At 71.7% G+C, this 14,506-nt stretch carries 14 protein-coding genes; 8 read left to right on the plus strand and 6 right to left on the minus strand.

Annotated elements, in window-relative coordinates:
• Positions 1–115 precede the first annotated feature (115 nt).
• Positions 116–1,807 (plus strand): phenylacetic acid degradation protein PaaN, encoded by a 1,692-nt coding sequence (gene paaN, locus SY2F82_RS26080; protein ID WP_200421595.1) that lies wholly within the window; start codon positions 116–118, stop codon positions 1,805–1,807.
• A 14-nt stretch (positions 1,808–1,821) separates the two neighbouring features.
• Here the strand turns inward: paaN and SY2F82_RS26085 are convergent, their stop codons facing one another.
• Genes SY2F82_RS26085 through SY2F82_RS26095 form a run of 3 tightly spaced genes read right to left on the minus strand, consistent with a single transcriptional unit; the run spans position 1,822 to position 4,691 of the window.
• Positions 1,822–2,592: an RNA methyltransferase gene (locus SY2F82_RS26085; protein ID WP_200421596.1), complete on the minus strand. Its 771-nt coding sequence runs from the start codon at positions 2,590–2,592 to the stop codon at positions 1,822–1,824.
• A 21-nt stretch (positions 2,593–2,613) separates the two neighbouring features.
• Positions 2,614–3,837, minus strand: a complete 1,224-nt coding sequence (locus tag SY2F82_RS26090; RefSeq protein WP_200421597.1) for an HTTM domain-containing protein — start codon at positions 3,835–3,837, stop codon at positions 2,614–2,616.
• A complete protein-coding gene (locus tag SY2F82_RS26095) occupies positions 3,837–4,691 on the minus strand; it encodes a DUF5819 family protein (protein WP_200421598.1) in 855 nt (284 codons plus the stop codon). Before SY2F82_RS26095 ends, SY2F82_RS26090 begins: the two co-directional genes overlap by 1 nt.
• 294 nt (positions 4,692–4,985) lie before the next feature.
• Between SY2F82_RS26095 and paaA the strand changes: the two genes are divergently transcribed.
• From paaA to SY2F82_RS26125, 6 genes are all read left to right on the plus strand, one after another.
• Positions 4,986–5,981 (plus strand): 1,2-phenylacetyl-CoA epoxidase subunit PaaA, encoded by a 996-nt coding sequence (paaA, locus tag SY2F82_RS26100; protein ID WP_200421599.1) that lies wholly within the window; start codon positions 4,986–4,988, stop codon positions 5,979–5,981.
• The gene (gene paaB / locus SY2F82_RS26105) at positions 5,978–6,265 is read left to right on the plus strand and encodes a 1,2-phenylacetyl-CoA epoxidase subunit PaaB (protein ID WP_037614825.1); all 288 of its coding nucleotides are present in this window, start codon (positions 5,978–5,980) and stop codon (positions 6,263–6,265) included. Before paaA ends, paaB begins: the two co-directional genes overlap by 4 nt.
• Complete coding sequence (paaC, locus tag SY2F82_RS26110) at positions 6,262–6,981, plus strand: 1,2-phenylacetyl-CoA epoxidase subunit PaaC (RefSeq protein ID WP_200421600.1); 720 nt, start codon at positions 6,262–6,264, stop codon at positions 6,979–6,981. Before paaB ends, paaC begins: the two co-directional genes overlap by 4 nt.
• Positions 6,975–7,517, plus strand: a complete 543-nt coding sequence (paaD, locus tag SY2F82_RS26115) for a 1,2-phenylacetyl-CoA epoxidase subunit PaaD (protein WP_200421601.1) — start codon at positions 6,975–6,977, stop codon at positions 7,515–7,517. The genes paaC and paaD overlap by 7 nt, the downstream gene beginning before the upstream one ends.
• Positions 7,517–8,581: a 2Fe-2S iron-sulfur cluster-binding protein gene (locus SY2F82_RS26120; protein ID WP_200421602.1), complete on the plus strand. Its 1,065-nt coding sequence runs from the start codon at positions 7,517–7,519 to the stop codon at positions 8,579–8,581. The genes paaD and SY2F82_RS26120 overlap by 1 nt, the downstream gene beginning before the upstream one ends.
• Before the next feature lie 126 nt (positions 8,582–8,707).
• The gene (locus SY2F82_RS26125; RefSeq protein ID WP_200421603.1) at positions 8,708–9,844 is read left to right on the plus strand and encodes an acyl-CoA dehydrogenase family protein; all 1,137 of its coding nucleotides are present in this window, start codon (positions 8,708–8,710) and stop codon (positions 9,842–9,844) included.
• Between the two features lie 112 nt (positions 9,845–9,956).
• Here SY2F82_RS26125 and SY2F82_RS26130 read toward each other — a convergent pair whose 3' ends face one another.
• The 3 genes from SY2F82_RS26130 to SY2F82_RS26140 all read right to left on the minus strand — a co-directional run bounded on the left by SY2F82_RS26130 (position 9,957) and on the right by SY2F82_RS26140 (position 12,840).
• Complete coding sequence (locus SY2F82_RS26130; RefSeq protein ID WP_200421820.1) at positions 9,957–10,286, minus strand: rhodanese-like domain-containing protein; 330 nt, start codon at positions 10,284–10,286, stop codon at positions 9,957–9,959.
• Between the two features lie 79 nt (positions 10,287–10,365).
• Entirely contained in the window at positions 10,366–11,283 is a 918-nt protein-coding gene (locus SY2F82_RS26135; protein WP_200421604.1) for a hypothetical protein, read from the minus strand.
• A 126-nt stretch (positions 11,284–11,409) separates the two neighbouring features.
• Positions 11,410–12,840, minus strand: a complete 1,431-nt coding sequence (locus SY2F82_RS26140; RefSeq protein ID WP_236041796.1) for a DUF2252 domain-containing protein — start codon at positions 12,838–12,840, stop codon at positions 11,410–11,412.
• A gap of 211 nt (positions 12,841–13,051) precedes the next feature.
• On the opposite strand from SY2F82_RS26140, the gene SY2F82_RS26145 reads away from it, so the two are divergent.
• Positions 13,052–14,047, plus strand: coding sequence for a Dyp-type peroxidase (locus SY2F82_RS26145; RefSeq protein ID WP_200421605.1), 996 nt, complete (start codon positions 13,052–13,054; stop codon positions 14,045–14,047).
• The last annotated feature ends 459 nt before the right edge of the window (positions 14,048–14,506 follow it).

A 14,506-nucleotide genomic window follows, 5' to 3' on the forward strand; every position in this document is an offset into this window, starting at 1 on the left:
ATACGCCGGACACCCTTGTCCCGACCGATCGTTCGGTTACTCTAACCCTGTCCGGCTGTTCCTGCCCAGGTCACGAGCTCAAGGGAGAGCTCTCAAGACGAGGAGTTGGTCCCGCATGGCCGCCGAACTCACCGCGCACCAGCTGATCGCCCAGCACCGGCCCACCCTCGACCAGGCGCTGGAAGCGATCCGTACGCGCGCGTACTGGTCCCCCCACCCCGAGCACCCCAAGGCCTACGGGGAGCACGGCAGCCTGGACGCCGCCGCGGGCAAGGCCGCCTTCGAGGCGCTCCTCGGCTCCCGCCTCGACCTCGGCCAGCCCGGCACGGACGACTTCACGGGCGGCGAGGTCTCCCCGTACGGCATCGAGCTGGGCATCACCTACCCGCACGCCGACATCGACGTACTGCTGCCCGCCATGCGCGCGGGTCAGAAGGCGTGGCGCGACGCGGGCGCGGAGATGCGTGCGATGGTGTGCCTGGAGATCCTCAAGCGCATCAGCGACCGGACGCACGAGTTCGCGCACGCGGTCATGCACACCAGCGGCCAGGCCTTCATGATGGCGTTCCAGGCGGGCGGCCCGCACGCACAGGACCGCGCCCTGGAGGCGGTGGCGTACGCGTACGCGGAGCAGGCCCGCACACCCGACACGGCGGAGTGGACCAAGCCCCAGGGCAAGCGCGACCCGCTGGCGCTGACCAAGACCTTCAAGGCCGTGCCGCGCGGTATCGCGCTGGTCATCGGCTGCAACACCTTCCCGACGTGGAACGGCTACCCGGGCCTGTTCGCCTCCCTCGCCACCGGCAACGCGGTGCTGGTCAAGCCACACCCGCGCGCGGTGCTGCCGCTCGCGCTCACCGTGCAGGCGGCCCGCCAGGTGCTCGCCGAGGCCGGTTTCGACCCGAACCTGGTGGCGCTGGCCGCCGAGCGCCCCGGCGAGGGCATCGCCAAGGCACTGGCCGTCCGCCCGGAGATCCGGATCATCGACTACACGGGCTCCACGGCGTTCGGCGACTGGCTGGAGGCCAACGCCCGCCAGGCCCAGGTCTACACGGAGAAGGCCGGCGTCAACACGGTGATCGTGGAGTCGACCGACAACTACAAGGGGATGCTGTCCAACCTGGCGTTCTCCCTCTCGCTGTACAGCGGCCAGATGTGCACCACCCCGCAGAACCTGCTGATTCCCCGCGACGGCATCACCACCGACGACGGCCCGAAGTCGTACGACGAAGTGGTCGCCGACCTGGCGAAGGCGGTCGACGGCCTGCTGGGCGACGACGCGCGGGCGAACGCGCTGCTCGGCGCGATCGTGAACCCGGACGTCAAGGCGCGCCTGGAGGCGGCGGCCGGGCTCGGCGAGGTCGCCCTGGCCTCACGGGAGATCTCCAACCCGGAGTTCCCGAAGGCCGTCGTCCGCACCCCGGTCATCGTCAAGCTCGACGGCGCCAAGCCGGACGCCGAGGCCGCCTACATGAGCGAGTGCTTCGGCCCCGTCGCCTTCGCCGTCGCGGTGGACTCGGCGACGGACGCGGTGGAGCTGCTGCGGCGCACGATCAGGGACAAGGGCGCGATGACCGTGGGTGCGTACACCACCTCGGAGGAGGTCGAGCAGGCCGTCGAGGAGGTCTGTCTGGAGGAGTCCGCCCAGCTCTCGCTCAACCTGACCGGCGGGGTGTACGTCAACCAGACGGCCGCCTTCTCCGACTTCCACGGCTCGGGCGGAAACCCGGCGGCCAACGCGACCCTGTGCGACGGGGCGTTCGTGGCGAACCGCTTCCGGGTGGTGGAGGTGCGCCGGGAGTCGTAGGCCCTGGCGACGGCTCAGGAGGATGCGCCCCCGGTCGCGCTCCAGTGGTACAGCGTCATGGCCACGCTGGTCGCGAGGTTGTAGCTGGAGACCTGGGGGCGCATCGGCAGGGACACCAGGTGGTCGGTGCGGGCGCGCAGCTCGGCGGAGAGGCCGGTGCGCTCGGAGCCGAACGCGAGCACGGCGTCGTCGGGGAGTTTCAGCCCGCGGATGTCGTCGCCCTCCGGGTCCAGCGCGAAGACCGGGCCGGACGGCAGCTCGGCCACGGTCAGCCGCTCCACGGCGGTCGCGAAGTGCAGCCCCGCCCCGCCGCGGACCACCGTGGGGTGCCAGGGGTCGAGTGTCCCGGTCGTGACCACCCCGGTCGCGCCGAAGCCGGCCGCCAGCCGGATCACGGCGCCCGCGTTGCCCAGGTTGCGGGGGTTGTCGAGGACGACGACGGGGGCGGTGCGGGGCGTGCGCCGCAGCGTCTCCAGGTTGGCCTCGCGCGAGGGGCGCTCGGCGAGGGCCGCGACCCCGGTGGGGTGCGGGCGCGGTACGAGGGTCCGGTACGCGGCGTCGGGGACCTCCGTCAGCAGCGTGTCCAGGGTGTCCCGTACGTCGGGGGCGAGCTCGTCGGCCAGGGCGAGTGCCGCACCCCGGTCGGTGGTCACGGCGACCGGCACCCGAGCGTGGAAGCGGGCCGCGTGCTTGAGCGCGTGGAAACCGTCGAGCAGCACGCAGGAGGCGGCGAGCCTGCGCCAGGTGGTCAGCGGGTCGGTGGCGCCGCGGGACGGGTCGGTCATGCTGTGCAGCCTACGTGCGGCTCAGGCCGACGAACCTGCCTGTGCGGCCTCCGTCGGCTCCTCGGTGGCCGGCCGGTGCGGGCGCGGGCGAGGCAGCGCCCGGGCGACACGGCCCGCGGCCAGGCGACCGCGCGCGCGTGACGCCCAGCCGCCCAGTCGGCACAGGAAGGACGTGGGCAGGAACACGGCGTCGGCGGCGATCATCGCCAGGGAGAAGAAGGGAAGCCCGAGGACCACGGCGATCACCGCGTGCTCCGTCATCATGCACGCCAGCAGGACGTTCTTCACGCGCCGGTTGAAGAGGGTGAACGGGAACGCGACCTGCGCCGCGACCGTCCCGTACGTCACCAGCAACACCAGCGTGCCCTGCGAGGACAGCAGGTCGGACAGGGCGGGCCAGGGTGAGAAGGAGTCCAGGTGCAGCGGGTAGTAGACAGCGGTGCCGTCCTGCCAGCGCGAGCCCTGGATCTTGTACCAGCCGGCCGTCGAGTAGATCAGACACGCCTCAGCCATGATCACGAGCAGAGCGGCGTTGTGCACGAGGTTGGCGACGACGTCCAGCAGGATGCGGGGCTCGCCGTGCGGGGCTCGCCGGACGACGCACCACCACAGGCCCTGCACGCCCCACAGCCCCCAATACACGGCAAGCCAGCCGGCGCCGAGCCGCCCCCCGCCGGTCGCCAGGGCCAGCGCGAGGCCGAGCACACCCCACAGCACGGGCCCCGCCCGGTCGGGCCGGGGCCGCTCCCCACGCGCGCGTACCGCACGGGCGCGCCGTTCGCGTCGCTCGTCCAGCGACCACACCTGTCCGCAGCGCGTGAAGACCAGGTAGATCGCCATCAGGTGGATGACGTTGTCACCGCCGTCACCGATGAACACGCTGCGGTTCTGCAGCGACAGCACGCCCACCATGAACAGCACGGACATCGCGCGGGTGCGCCATCCGACGAGGAAGAGGGCGCTCGACAGCACGGCGAGGGCATACACGGACTCGAACCAGACCTGGCTGCCGGACCACATCAGGATCGTGAAGGCGTGGTTGTCCGCGATGAGCTGCCGCGCCAGGTCCCAGCTCCACGGGCCGTCGGGTCCGTACATCTCCTGGCGGTGGGGGAACTCCCGCAGCAGGAACAGCAGCCAGGTGGCCGCGAAGCCGATGCGTACGACCGCGGTCTGGTACGGGCCGAGGGCGGCGTCGGCGACTCGGGCGATGCCGCGCGAGACGGACAGGGCGACACGGTTCATCAGGCGCTCGCCCCCGTCCGCTCGCCGTCCGGAAGCGACCACCACGGCAGCTGGCGGTACAAGGGCGTGCCGGGCACCTGTTCGTCGCTCCACTTGGGCGGCGGCACGTTGGTGGTGCGGGAGCGGACCTGGACGCTCTCGAGCGTCTCGCCGCGGCCTGCCGCGTGCTCCCGGTCGAGACGCACCACCACCACGCGGCGCAGATAGTCCTCGGACAGGGCGCCGCGCAGGCCCGCCGGGCGGTTCTCGCCGTCGTGCGAGGCGACGTAGAAGTCCCAGGCGCGACGCAGTTCGTTCTGCTGGGTGTGGCTCGGCAGAAGATTGCCGTGGATGGCGTCGCCGTCGAGTGCCGACAGGTCGTACCAGCCGGTCGTGCGCTCTGAGCCGTCCCGGGTGCGCACCTCGGCGCGGACCTGGACGTCGATGTTCTGCTGCAGCGGGTTGGGAGCGAACAGCTTCCAGTTCTGTTCGAACTCCGGGTAGATCCAGTCGTCGATCACCGTGCCGTGTTTTTTCGTAAGTGTGTTCGGGGGCGCGACGTGCAGGAACACCATGCCCAGATGCACACAGGCGGCGACCGCGACGACCGCGAGCGCCAGCGCGGCGGCGACCTGGTAGCGGAGCGAGAGGGAGGCTATACCCGTGCGGGGCGCGGGAGCCGGGAAGGCGGAGTCCGGGGAGGGGCCTTCCGGGGAGGCGGCGGCTTCGGCGGAAGGGGCGCCCCCAGCGTCCCTCTGTTCCTGCTGCTCCTCGGTGACGTCCGTCATGGCGCCCTCGGGCAGGGCGGACACCGGGTCGGCACAGTCGCCCGGCCGGCCCAGCCGGGCGTCCGGTCCCTTGTCGTACGCGTCCATCCCGCCCCGTCTCCCGAGCTCTCCGGCCGTGGTTCCGCCGCCGTACCGCCGGCCGGGCACCACCTGCCTTCCGCGGCGGGCCGCCGGCTCGCCTCACCCGTTCGCAGCACGCCGGGGATGCGCACCCGGAACGGTACTCAGCCCCGCCCGCCCCGCACAGCCCGATCGGCACAGCGGCCGGACGGCCGCCGCGGGTCGTCCACAGCGGTTGACACCCTACGGCGCCCCGCCTCACCATTGAATCGACCGGACCGAACGATCGGTCGGGAGTAGGCGAGTGGTCAGGGGGACCGCATGGCGACAGCAGCAGCGCACCGGCCGGCCCGCGCGGACGGCACAGCGGCGGACGCGACGGCGTACGAGGCCGTGTTCGACGCCGCCGTGGCCGCCGACGAGCGCATCGAGCCCCGCGACTGGATGCCCGACGCCTACCGCGCCACCCTCGTCCGGCAGATCGCCCAGCACGCGCACTCCGAGATCATCGGCATGCAGCCGGAGGCCAACTGGATCACCCGCGCTCCCTCGCTGCGCCGCAAGGCGATCCTGATGGCCAAGGTCCAGGACGAGGCGGGCCACGGACTGTATCTGTACGGCGCGGCGGAGACACTCGGCACCAGCCGCGACGAACTGCTCGACAAACTGCACACCGGCCGCCAGAAGTATTCGTCGATCTTCAACTACCCGACGCTGACCTGGGCGGACGTCGGCGCCATCGGCTGGCTGGTGGACGGCGCCGCGATCACCAACCAGGTGCCCCTGTGCCGCTGCTCCTACGGGCCGTACGCACGCGCGATGGTCCGCATCTGCAAGGAGGAGTCCTTCCACCAGCGCCAGGGCTACGAACTGCTTCTGACCCTGAGCCGAGGCACACCGGAGCAGCACGCGATGGCGCAGGACGCGGTGAACCGCTGGTGGTGGCCGTCCCTGATGATGTTCGGCCCGCCCGACGACGAGTCCGCCCACTCCGCGCAGTCGATGGCCTGGAAGATCAAGCGGCACTCGAACGACGAGCTGCGCCAGCGCTTCGTCGACATCTGCGTCCCCCAGGCGCAGTCCCTGGGCCTGACCCTCCCCGACCCCGACCTGAAGTGGAACGAGGAGCGTGGGCACCACGACTTCGGGCCCATCGACTGGACGGAGTTCTGGGAGGTCCTCAAGGGCAACGGCCCCTGCAACGAGCAGCGGCTGACCCAGCGCAGGCAGGCCCACGAGGAAGGCGCCTGGGTACGGGAGGCAGCCGCGGCGTACGCGGCGAAGCACAACAGCGGAACGGGAGCGCAGCACGCATGACGAACACCGACTGGCCCCTGTGGGAGGTCTTCGTGCGCTCACGCCGCGGCCTTTCGCACACCCACGCCGGCAGCCTGCACGCCCCGGACGCCGAGCTGGCCCTGCGCAACGCGCGCGACCTGTACACCCGGCGCGGCGAGGGCGTCTCGATCTGGGTCGTGCCCTCCGCCGCGATCACCGCGTCCTCGCCGGACGAGAAGGACCCGTTCTTCGAACCGGCCGCCGACAAGCCGTACCGGCACCCGACGTTCTACGAGATCCCGGAAGGGGTGAAGCACCTGTGACCGTCACCGTGCACACCGCGGCCGCCCTGGCCCTCGGCGACGACGCCCTGGTGCTCTCGCACCGCCTGGGGGAGTGGGCGGGCCACGCGCCGGTACTGGAGGAGGAGGTCGCTCTCGCCAACATCGCCCTCGACCTGCTGGGCCAGGCCCGGGTGCTGCTGTCCATGGTGGGCGACGAGGACGAGCTGGCGTACCTGCGCGAGGAGCGCGCCTTCCGCAACCTGCAGCTGGTGGAACAGCCGAACGGCGACTTCGCGCACACCATCGCCCGCCAGCTGTACTTCTCAACCTACCAGCGGCTCCTGTACAGCGAACTCGCCGCCGGGGACGGCGAGTTCGCCGGCCTCGCCGCCAAGGCGGTCAAGGAGGTCGCCTACCACCAGGACCACGCCGAACAGTGGACGCTGCGGCTGGGCGACGGCACCGACATGAGCCATGAGCGGATGCGTCGCGCGTGCGAGGCGCTGTGGCGGTACACGGGAGAGATGTTCCAGCCGGTGGAGGGAGTGGACGCCGACTGGACCGGCATGGAGCGGGCCTGGCTGGACTCGGTCGGCGACGTCCTGCGCCGGGCCACCCTCGAAGTCCCCCACGGACCGCGTACCGGGGCGTGGACCGCGGGCGCGGGACGGCAGGGCCTGCACACCGAACCGTTCGGGCGGATGCTCGCCGAGATGCAGCATCTGCACCGCAGCCACCCGGGAGCGTCATGGTGACCGCCACGGCCCTCGAAGAGGAACTGCGCCGGCTCGCCGGCTCCGTCCCCGACCCCGAGCTGCCCGTGCTCACCCTGGAGGAGCTGGGCGTTCTGCGGTCCGTCCACGTGCGCGGCACGGACGCGGTGGAGGTCGAGCTGACCCCGACGTACACGGGATGCCCCGCGCTCGAAGCGATGTCCGTGGACATAGAGCGGGTGCTGCGCGAGCACGGCGTACAGGAAGTCGTCGTACGCACGGTCCTCAGCCCCGCCTGGTCGACGGACGACATCTCCGAGGAGGGCCGCCGCAAGCTGAAGGAGTTCGGGATAGCGCCCCCACGCGTCCGCGGACGGCACGCCTCGGGCCCGGTGCCCGTGGACCTGGGTCCCACCCGTACCGTCGCCGACTCCGCCCAGGCGGACGCCCCCGTGCGCTGCCCGTTGTGCGGGTCCGCCGAGACCGAGCTGCTCAGCCGTTTCTCGTCCACCGCATGCAAGGCGCTGCGCCGCTGCCTCGCCTGCCGTGAGCCGTTCGACCACTTCAAGGAGTTGTGATGGCCCGGTTCCACCCGCTCCCGGTGGCCTCGGTGGAGCGGCTCACCGACGACTCCGTGGCCCTGACCTTCGCCGTGCCGCCCGCACTGCGCGAGGAGTACCGGCACACGCCCGGCCAGCACCTGGCGCTGCGCCGGACCGCCGACGGCGGGGAGATACGGCGTACGTACTCGATCTGCTCCCCCGCTCCGGCACCGGACGAAGAAGGCCCACACACGCTACGGGTCGGCGTGCGGCTGGTCGAGGGCGGAGCCTTCTCCACCTACGCGCTCAAGGAGATCGCCGAGGGCGACGAGCTGGAGGTGATGACACCGGCAGGACGGTTCACGCTCGAGCCGGCACCCGGGCTGTACGCGGCGGTGGTGGGCGGAAGCGGCATCACCCCCGTGCTGTCGATCATGACGACACTCCTGGAGCGGGAACCCGGCGCGCGGTTCTGCCTCATACGCAGCGACCGCACGACGGCCTCGACGATGTTCCTCGAGGAGGTCGCCGACCTCAAGGACCGCTACCCCGAGCGGTTCCAGCTCGTCACGGTGCTCTCCCGGGAGGAACAGCAGGCGGGACTGCCCTCCGGGCGGCTCGACCGGGGGAGGCTGGCCGGGCTGGTGCCGGTGCTGCTGCCGGTGGAGGAGGTCGCCGGCTGGTTCCTGTGCGGACCGTTCGGGCTGGTGCAGTCGGCGGAGCGGGCGCTGCGCGGGCTGGGAGTGCCGCGGACGCGGATCCACGAGGAGATCTTCCATGTGGACGACGGGGCCGTGGCCACGCCGTCCGCTCCGGCCCCCGCGCACAGCAGGGTGACCGCGCGGCTCGACGGACGCGGCGGCACCTGGCCGGTCCAGGACGGCGAGTCGCTGTTGGAGACGGTGCTGCGCAACCGTTCCGACGCGCCCTATGCCTGCAAGGGCGGAGTGTGCGGCACCTGCCGGGCCTTCCTGGTCTCCGGCAAGGTACGGATGGACCGCAACTTCGCGCTCGAGCCGGAGGAGACGGAGGCCGGGTATGTGCTGGCGTGCCAGTCGCATCCGGTCACGGAGACAGTGGAGCTGGACTTCGACCGGTGAGCGTTCCCCGCGGAGCCGCTCGCCAGGCGTTGCCAGGGAGGGCCTGTCCCCGGACCGTTCCCTTCTTCTAGAACGTGTTCTATCTTGACGGACCGTCAGACCAGCGGACCGCCAGGAGGACAGGCCGTGGACTTCACCTTCAGCGAGGAGCAGCAGGCGGCAGTCGAAGCGGCGAGGGCCGTGTTCGCCGGGGTCGCGCCGGACGGAGTGCCCAGCCCCGCACTGACCGCCGGCGCCGTCGCCGACGACTTCGACCGGACGCTGTGGGCGCGGCTCGCCGACGCGGACCTGCTCAGCCTGCTGCTGGACGAGGAGTACGGCGGCGCGGGTCTCGACCCGATCGCCCTCTGCCTGGTGCTGCGAGAGTCGGCCAAGGTGCTCGCACGGGTACCGCTGCTGGAGAACACGACGGCGGCGGTCGCCGTACAGACCTACGGCGGCGCGGAGTTGAAGGACGAACTGCTCGCACGGACCGGCCGGGGAGAGACGGTCCTCACGGTCGCCGCACACGGCCGGACCGGGCACGACCCCGCCGAACTCGCGGTGGTGGCACGGCAGGAGGGCGACACCTGGGTGCTGGAGGGGACACAGACGGCGGTGCCCTGGGCATACAACGCCGACGTCATCCTCGTACCGGCCCACACCGACGATTCCGGCCGCACCGTCCTCGCCCTGGTGCCGCGCACGCACGAGGGTGCCGTTCTGGCCGAGCAGCTCTCCACGACCGGGGAGCGGCTCGCCGAGCTGCGGCTGGAGTCGGCACGGATCGCCGGCCGGTATGTGCTCGACACCGAGGGGGCCTGGGAGTGGCTGCGCCTGCTGCTCACCACCGGGACGTGCGCGCTCGCGCTCGGTCTCGCCGAGGCCGCGCTGAGGATGACGAGCGAGTACGCCGGCAAGCGGGAACAGTTCGGCCACCCCATCGCCACCTTCCAGGCGGTCGCGGTGCAGGCCGCCGACCGGTACATGGACCTGCGCGCCATGGAGGCCACACTCTGGCAGGCCGCGTGGCGGATCACGGCCGGCACGGCGGGGGCGCTGCCGGCAGCCGGGGACGTCGCGGTGGCGAAGATCTGGGCTTCGGAGGGCGTACGGCGGGTTGTGCAGACCGCGCAGCATCTGCACGGCGGCTTCGGCGCCGACACCGACTACCCCCTGCACCGGTACCACGCCTGGGCCAAGCACCTGGAGCTGTCACTCGGCCCGGCGGCGGCACACGAGGAGAGCCTGGGCGACCTGCTGGCGGCGCACCCGCTGGGTTGAACGGCACCCCCGCTCGCAAAAGTCCCGGCCGCACTACAGCACGACGTCCGGGGGGCGGACTGCAAGCCCCACGCCCCGGGGCCGGCCTGCGGCACGGCCTCCCGGGGCCGGACTACAGCACGACGCCGGGCTGGCCCTCGGCGTCCACGACCGGCCGGCCCTCGGCGGCCCACACCTGCATGCCGCCGTCGACATTCACCGCGTCGATGCCCTGCTGGACCAGGTACATCGCCACCTGAGCCGAACGGCCCCCGGAGCGGCAGATCACATGCACCCGGCCGTCCTGCGGCGCCGCCTCGGTGAACTCTCCGTAGCGCGCCACGAACTCGCTGAGGGGGATGTGAAGCGCCCCCTCAGCGTGACCCGCCCGCCACTCGTCGTCCTCGCGGACGTCCAGCAGGAAGTCGTCGTCCTTGAGGTCCGCGACCTCGACCGTGGGCACACCAGCTCCGAAATGCATACCCCGACGCTACCCGACACCGACGCGGACGTGCCCGCCATCGTCGACCACCGCGGTGGGCTCAGCCGCGCAGCGCCTCCAGCTCGGCTTCCTTCTGCGCGACCTGGGCCAGCAGCTGCTCCGCGATCTCCTCGAGGAGACCGTCGGGATCGTCGGGGGCCAGCCGCAGCATCGAGCCGATCGCACCCTCCTCCAGCTCCCGGGCCACCAGCGTGAGCAGTTCCTTGCGCCGGGAGAGCCACTCGAGGCGGGCGTAGAGCTCCTCGCTGTGACTCGGCCGGCGCTCCTCGGGGACGGGGCCGGCGGCCCATTCCTCGGACAGCTCCCGCAGCAGGCCCTCGTCGCCGCGGGCGTAGGCGGCGTTGACCCGGGCGATGAACTCGTCCCGCCGTTTGCGCTCGTCCTCGCCCTGGGCGAGGTCGGGGTGGGCCTTGCGGGCCAGCTCGCGGTAGAGCTTGCGCGCCTCCTCGCTGGGCCGCACGCGCTGCGGAGGCCGCACGGGCTGGTCCGTCAGCATGGCCTGCGCCTCCGGGAACAGCCCGCCGGAGTCCATCCAGCCGTGGAACAGCTCCTCCACACCCGGCATCGGCAGGACCCGGGCCCGTGCCTCATGGGCACGGCGTATGTCCTCCGGATCCTGGGTGCGGGCGGCCCGTGCCTCGGCGATCTCCGCGTCCAGCTCCTCCAGGCGCGCGTACACGGGGCCGAGCTTCTGGTGGTGCAACCGGGAGAAGTTCTCGACCTCCACGCGGAAGGTCTCCACGGCGATCTCGTACTCGATCAACGCCTGCTCAGCGGCCCGCACGGCCCGCTCCAGCCGCTCCTCGGGCCGCGCCCCGGCACCCTCGGCCCCGCTCGAACCGGCGCCCTCGGCTCCGCTCGAACCGGTGCCCCCGGCTCCGTCCGAACCGGTGCCCTCGGCAACCGGCTCCTCGGCCTCGGACACGGTCTGGCTCTGCTCGGCATCGGGCGTCGTCACCGCACCAGCGTAAGACACGGTCGCGGGGGCTCTGCCGTGGTCCGGTGAGGTCGGGACGCCCGGTAGATCGACACCCTTGGGGGGCCTCCCTCCCCCCCACCCCCTCCCTCCCCCTCCCCCAGGCCCTCAGACCCCCATCTCCCCCGCGATCCGCCCACTCCGCACAGCCGCCACCAGTTCCGCGTGATCCGCCTCCGTGCGGTCCGCGTATGCCACGGCGAAGGCCGCGGTCGCCTCGTCCAGTTCCTCGTTCTTGCCGCAGTAGCCCGAGATCAGGCGCGGGTCGACGCTGTGGCTGTGGGCGCGGGCCAGCAGCGCTCCGGTCATGCGGGCGTAGTCGTCTATCTGGTCGGCGGCCAGGGCCGCCGGGTCGACGCTGCCCTTGCGGTTGCGGAACTGCCGTACCTGGTAGGGGCGTCCGTCGACCGTCGTCCAGCCCAGCAGGATGTCGCTGACGACCTGCATGCGCTTCTGCCCCTGGACGACCCGGCGGCCTTCGTGGTCCACCTCCGGCACCGGGTGCCCGGACGTGGCCAGATGGGGCAGCAGGGCCGACGGGCGGGCCTCCTTGACCTGGAGGATCAGCGGTTCGCCTCGGTGGTCGAGAAGCAGCACGGCATAGGAGCGGGTGCCCACACTTCCCGTGCCGACGACGCGGAACGCCACGTCGTGCACCGCGTACCGGGCGAGGAGCGGGAGCCGGTCCTCGGGCAGCGTCGTCAGATACTCCTCCAGCGCCGCCGCGACCGACTCGGCCTCCGTGTCCGGTATGCGGCGCAGCACCGGCGGCGCGTCCACGAAGCGTCGGCCGCCGCCCTCGACCTGTTCCGTCGCCTTCGCCGCGAACCGCCCGCTCGTGTTGGCCCGTGCCTTCTCCGAGACCCGTTCCAGCGTGCCGAGCAGATCGTGGGCGTCCGTGTGGGAGACGAGTTCCTCGTCCGCGATCGCGTTCCAGGCGTCCAGGACCGGGAGCCTGGCCAGCAGGCGCATGGTGCGCCGGTAGGCGCCGGCCGCGTCGTGCGCCGCCTGACGGCACCGGTCCTCGTCGGCCCCGGCCTCACGGCCGGCGAGCACCAGTGAGGCGGCGAGCCGTTTGAGGTCCCACTCCCAGGGGCCGTGCACCGTCTCGTCGAAGTCGTTCAGGTCGATGACCAGGCCGCCGCGGGCGTCCCCGTACAGGCCGAAGTTCGCCGCGTGGGCGTCGCCGCAGATCTGGGCGCGGATGCCGGTCATCGGGGTGCGTGCGAGGTCGTAGGCCATGAGGCCCGCCGAGCCGCGCAGGAACGCGAAGGGTGTGGCCGCCATCCTGCCGACGCGTATGGGCGTGAGCTCGGGGAGGCGACCGCGGTTGGACTCCTCGACGGCGGTGACCGCGTCCGGGCGGTCGGGGTCCAGCACCAGTTCCGCGTGAGCCCGGCGCCGTACCCGTGCGCGCAGTGCCTTGCCGTCCTCCTTCGGCGAGCCCTCGACCGGCCACCGCACGAAGCCGCGCACCGCGGAAATCCGGGCCTTCTGCCGTGGCTTGGCCGTCCCCGCCCCGGTCTCGACTTCGGTCACACCGATCGCCTCCCCCGCTGTCCATGCAGCCGTGTGAACATCAACTGCGGACGACCGTACAGGGCGGCCGTCGAGGCGCGTCAGAGCCTGTGGACAACTCCGCGGCTGTGGACGACGTCCGGCGTCGGCATCCGCCCGCTGCGCGGTGGCACACCCGTTGGGGCCGCCCTAGAGTGAAAACCCGCCCGTGCCCTGGGAAAGGGGTGTGGCCGTGAGCCAGTCCTCCGCGGAGCCGGTTTCCCAGTCGGTGCTCTCCCCGTTGACAGAGGCCGCGATCTTCCTGGTGGTGACGGTGGACCCGGGAAGCGAACCGGTCGTCCGCGGGTTGCTGGCCGATCTGAACGGGTTGCAGCGGGCCGTCGGTTTCCGTGCCACGCCCAGCGGAAGGCTCAGCTGTGTCACGGGCATCGGGTCCGACGTGTGGGACCGTCTGTTCTCCGGGCCGCGTCCCGCGGAGCTGCATCCCTTCCGTGAGCTGGCCGGCCCCGTGCACCGCGCGGTGGCCACGCCCGGTGACCTGCTCTTCCACATCCGTGCCGCCCGCCTCGACCTGTGCTTCGCGCTGGCGGGCGAAATCATGGAACGTCTCCGCGGTGCCGTGACGGTGTGCGACGAGGTGCACGGGTTCAAGTACTTCGACGTGCGGGACCTGCTCGGTTTCGTCGACGGGACGGAGAACCCGGTCGGCCCGGCGGCGGGCGAGGCGGTTCTGGTCGGCGATGAGGATCCCCGCTTCGCGGGTGGAAGCTATGTGATGGTGCAGAAGTACCTCCACGATCTGCGGGCCTGGAACGCCCTTCCGGTGGAGGCCCAGGAGAGGGTGATCGGGCGTCGGAAGCTGTCCGACGTCGAACTCGACGACGAGGTGAAACCGGCCGACTCGCATGTCGCCCTGACCACGATCGTCGACCGCGACGGTACGAAGCACGAGATCCTGCGCGACAACATGCCTTTCGGCACCGTCGGCAAGGGCGAGTTCGGCACGTACTTCATCGGGTACGCCCGCACCCCGATGGTGCTGGAGACCATGTTGGAACGCATGTTCCTGGGCGCACCGCCGGCGGCCCACGACCGGATCCTGGACTTCTCCACACCGGTCACCGGATCGCTGTTCCATGTACCCACCAGCGACTTCCTGGACAACCTGCCCGACCCGCCCGGCCCGCCGGACTCGCCCGACCCGCCCGCCCCGGCACCACGGGCATAAGAGGCCCTTGTATGCGGCCGACGCCAGGCGGTGACAGCGTTGCGGCATCCGCCGAGCCGAGCCAGCCGTGCCGCGCCCCGTCACCGTCCGATCCCGAGGTGCTGTACATCACCGCCCATGCCACTGCCCACGACGTGAACTGCTACGTGGAACCGGAGTGGTCCAGTGGTGGCCGCCAGGGGACGACACGGATCGACGACCACGGAAACCCGTTCCGACCAGCGGCAGTCAGGGCCGTCCCGTCTACGAGTACCCGGTCGGCGGCACCGAGTGGGTCGGCGTGACGGAGAACTGATTCCCTCCGCCTTCGGACACCGGGAAGGGCGGCGTAACCAAGGGGTTGCGTGTGCCTGATCGGCGGTTTCGGTGCTCCGGCAGAAGGCAGAACTGATGGCGCTTCAGGTGTTGGGAAGGACGGTGTGGCTCACAGCTGGAGCGGGGCCGGTTCGTGCCCGGCCG

Source organism: Streptomyces sp. Y2F8-2, assembly GCF_014905555.1.
Classification (GTDB): domain Bacteria; phylum Actinomycetota; class Actinomycetes; order Streptomycetales; family Streptomycetaceae; genus Streptomyces; species Streptomyces cynarae.

What these genes read in the sequence shown, in the direction of transcription:
- paaN (WP_200421595.1), top strand. Translation starts at nt 116, where the DNA reads ATGGCCGCCGAACTCACCGCGCACCAGCTGATCGCCCAGCACCGGCCC.
- SY2F82_RS26085 (WP_200421596.1), bottom strand. Translation starts at nt 2,592, where the DNA reads ATGACCGACCCGTCCCGCGGCGCCACCGACCCGCTGACCACCTGGCGC.
- SY2F82_RS26090 (WP_200421597.1), bottom strand. Translation starts at nt 3,837, where the DNA reads ATGAACCGTGTCGCCCTGTCCGTCTCGCGCGGCATCGCCCGAGTCGCC.
- SY2F82_RS26095 (WP_200421598.1), bottom strand. Translation starts at nt 4,691, where the DNA reads ATGGACGCGTACGACAAGGGACCGGACGCCCGGCTGGGCCGGCCGGGC.
- paaA (WP_200421599.1), top strand. Translation starts at nt 4,986, where the DNA reads ATGGCGACAGCAGCAGCGCACCGGCCGGCCCGCGCGGACGGCACAGCG.
- paaB (WP_037614825.1), top strand. Translation starts at nt 5,978, where the DNA reads ATGACGAACACCGACTGGCCCCTGTGGGAGGTCTTCGTGCGCTCACGC.
- paaD (WP_200421601.1), top strand. Translation starts at nt 6,975, where the DNA reads ATGGTGACCGCCACGGCCCTCGAAGAGGAACTGCGCCGGCTCGCCGGC.
- SY2F82_RS26120 (WP_200421602.1), top strand. Translation starts at nt 7,517, where the DNA reads ATGGCCCGGTTCCACCCGCTCCCGGTGGCCTCGGTGGAGCGGCTCACC.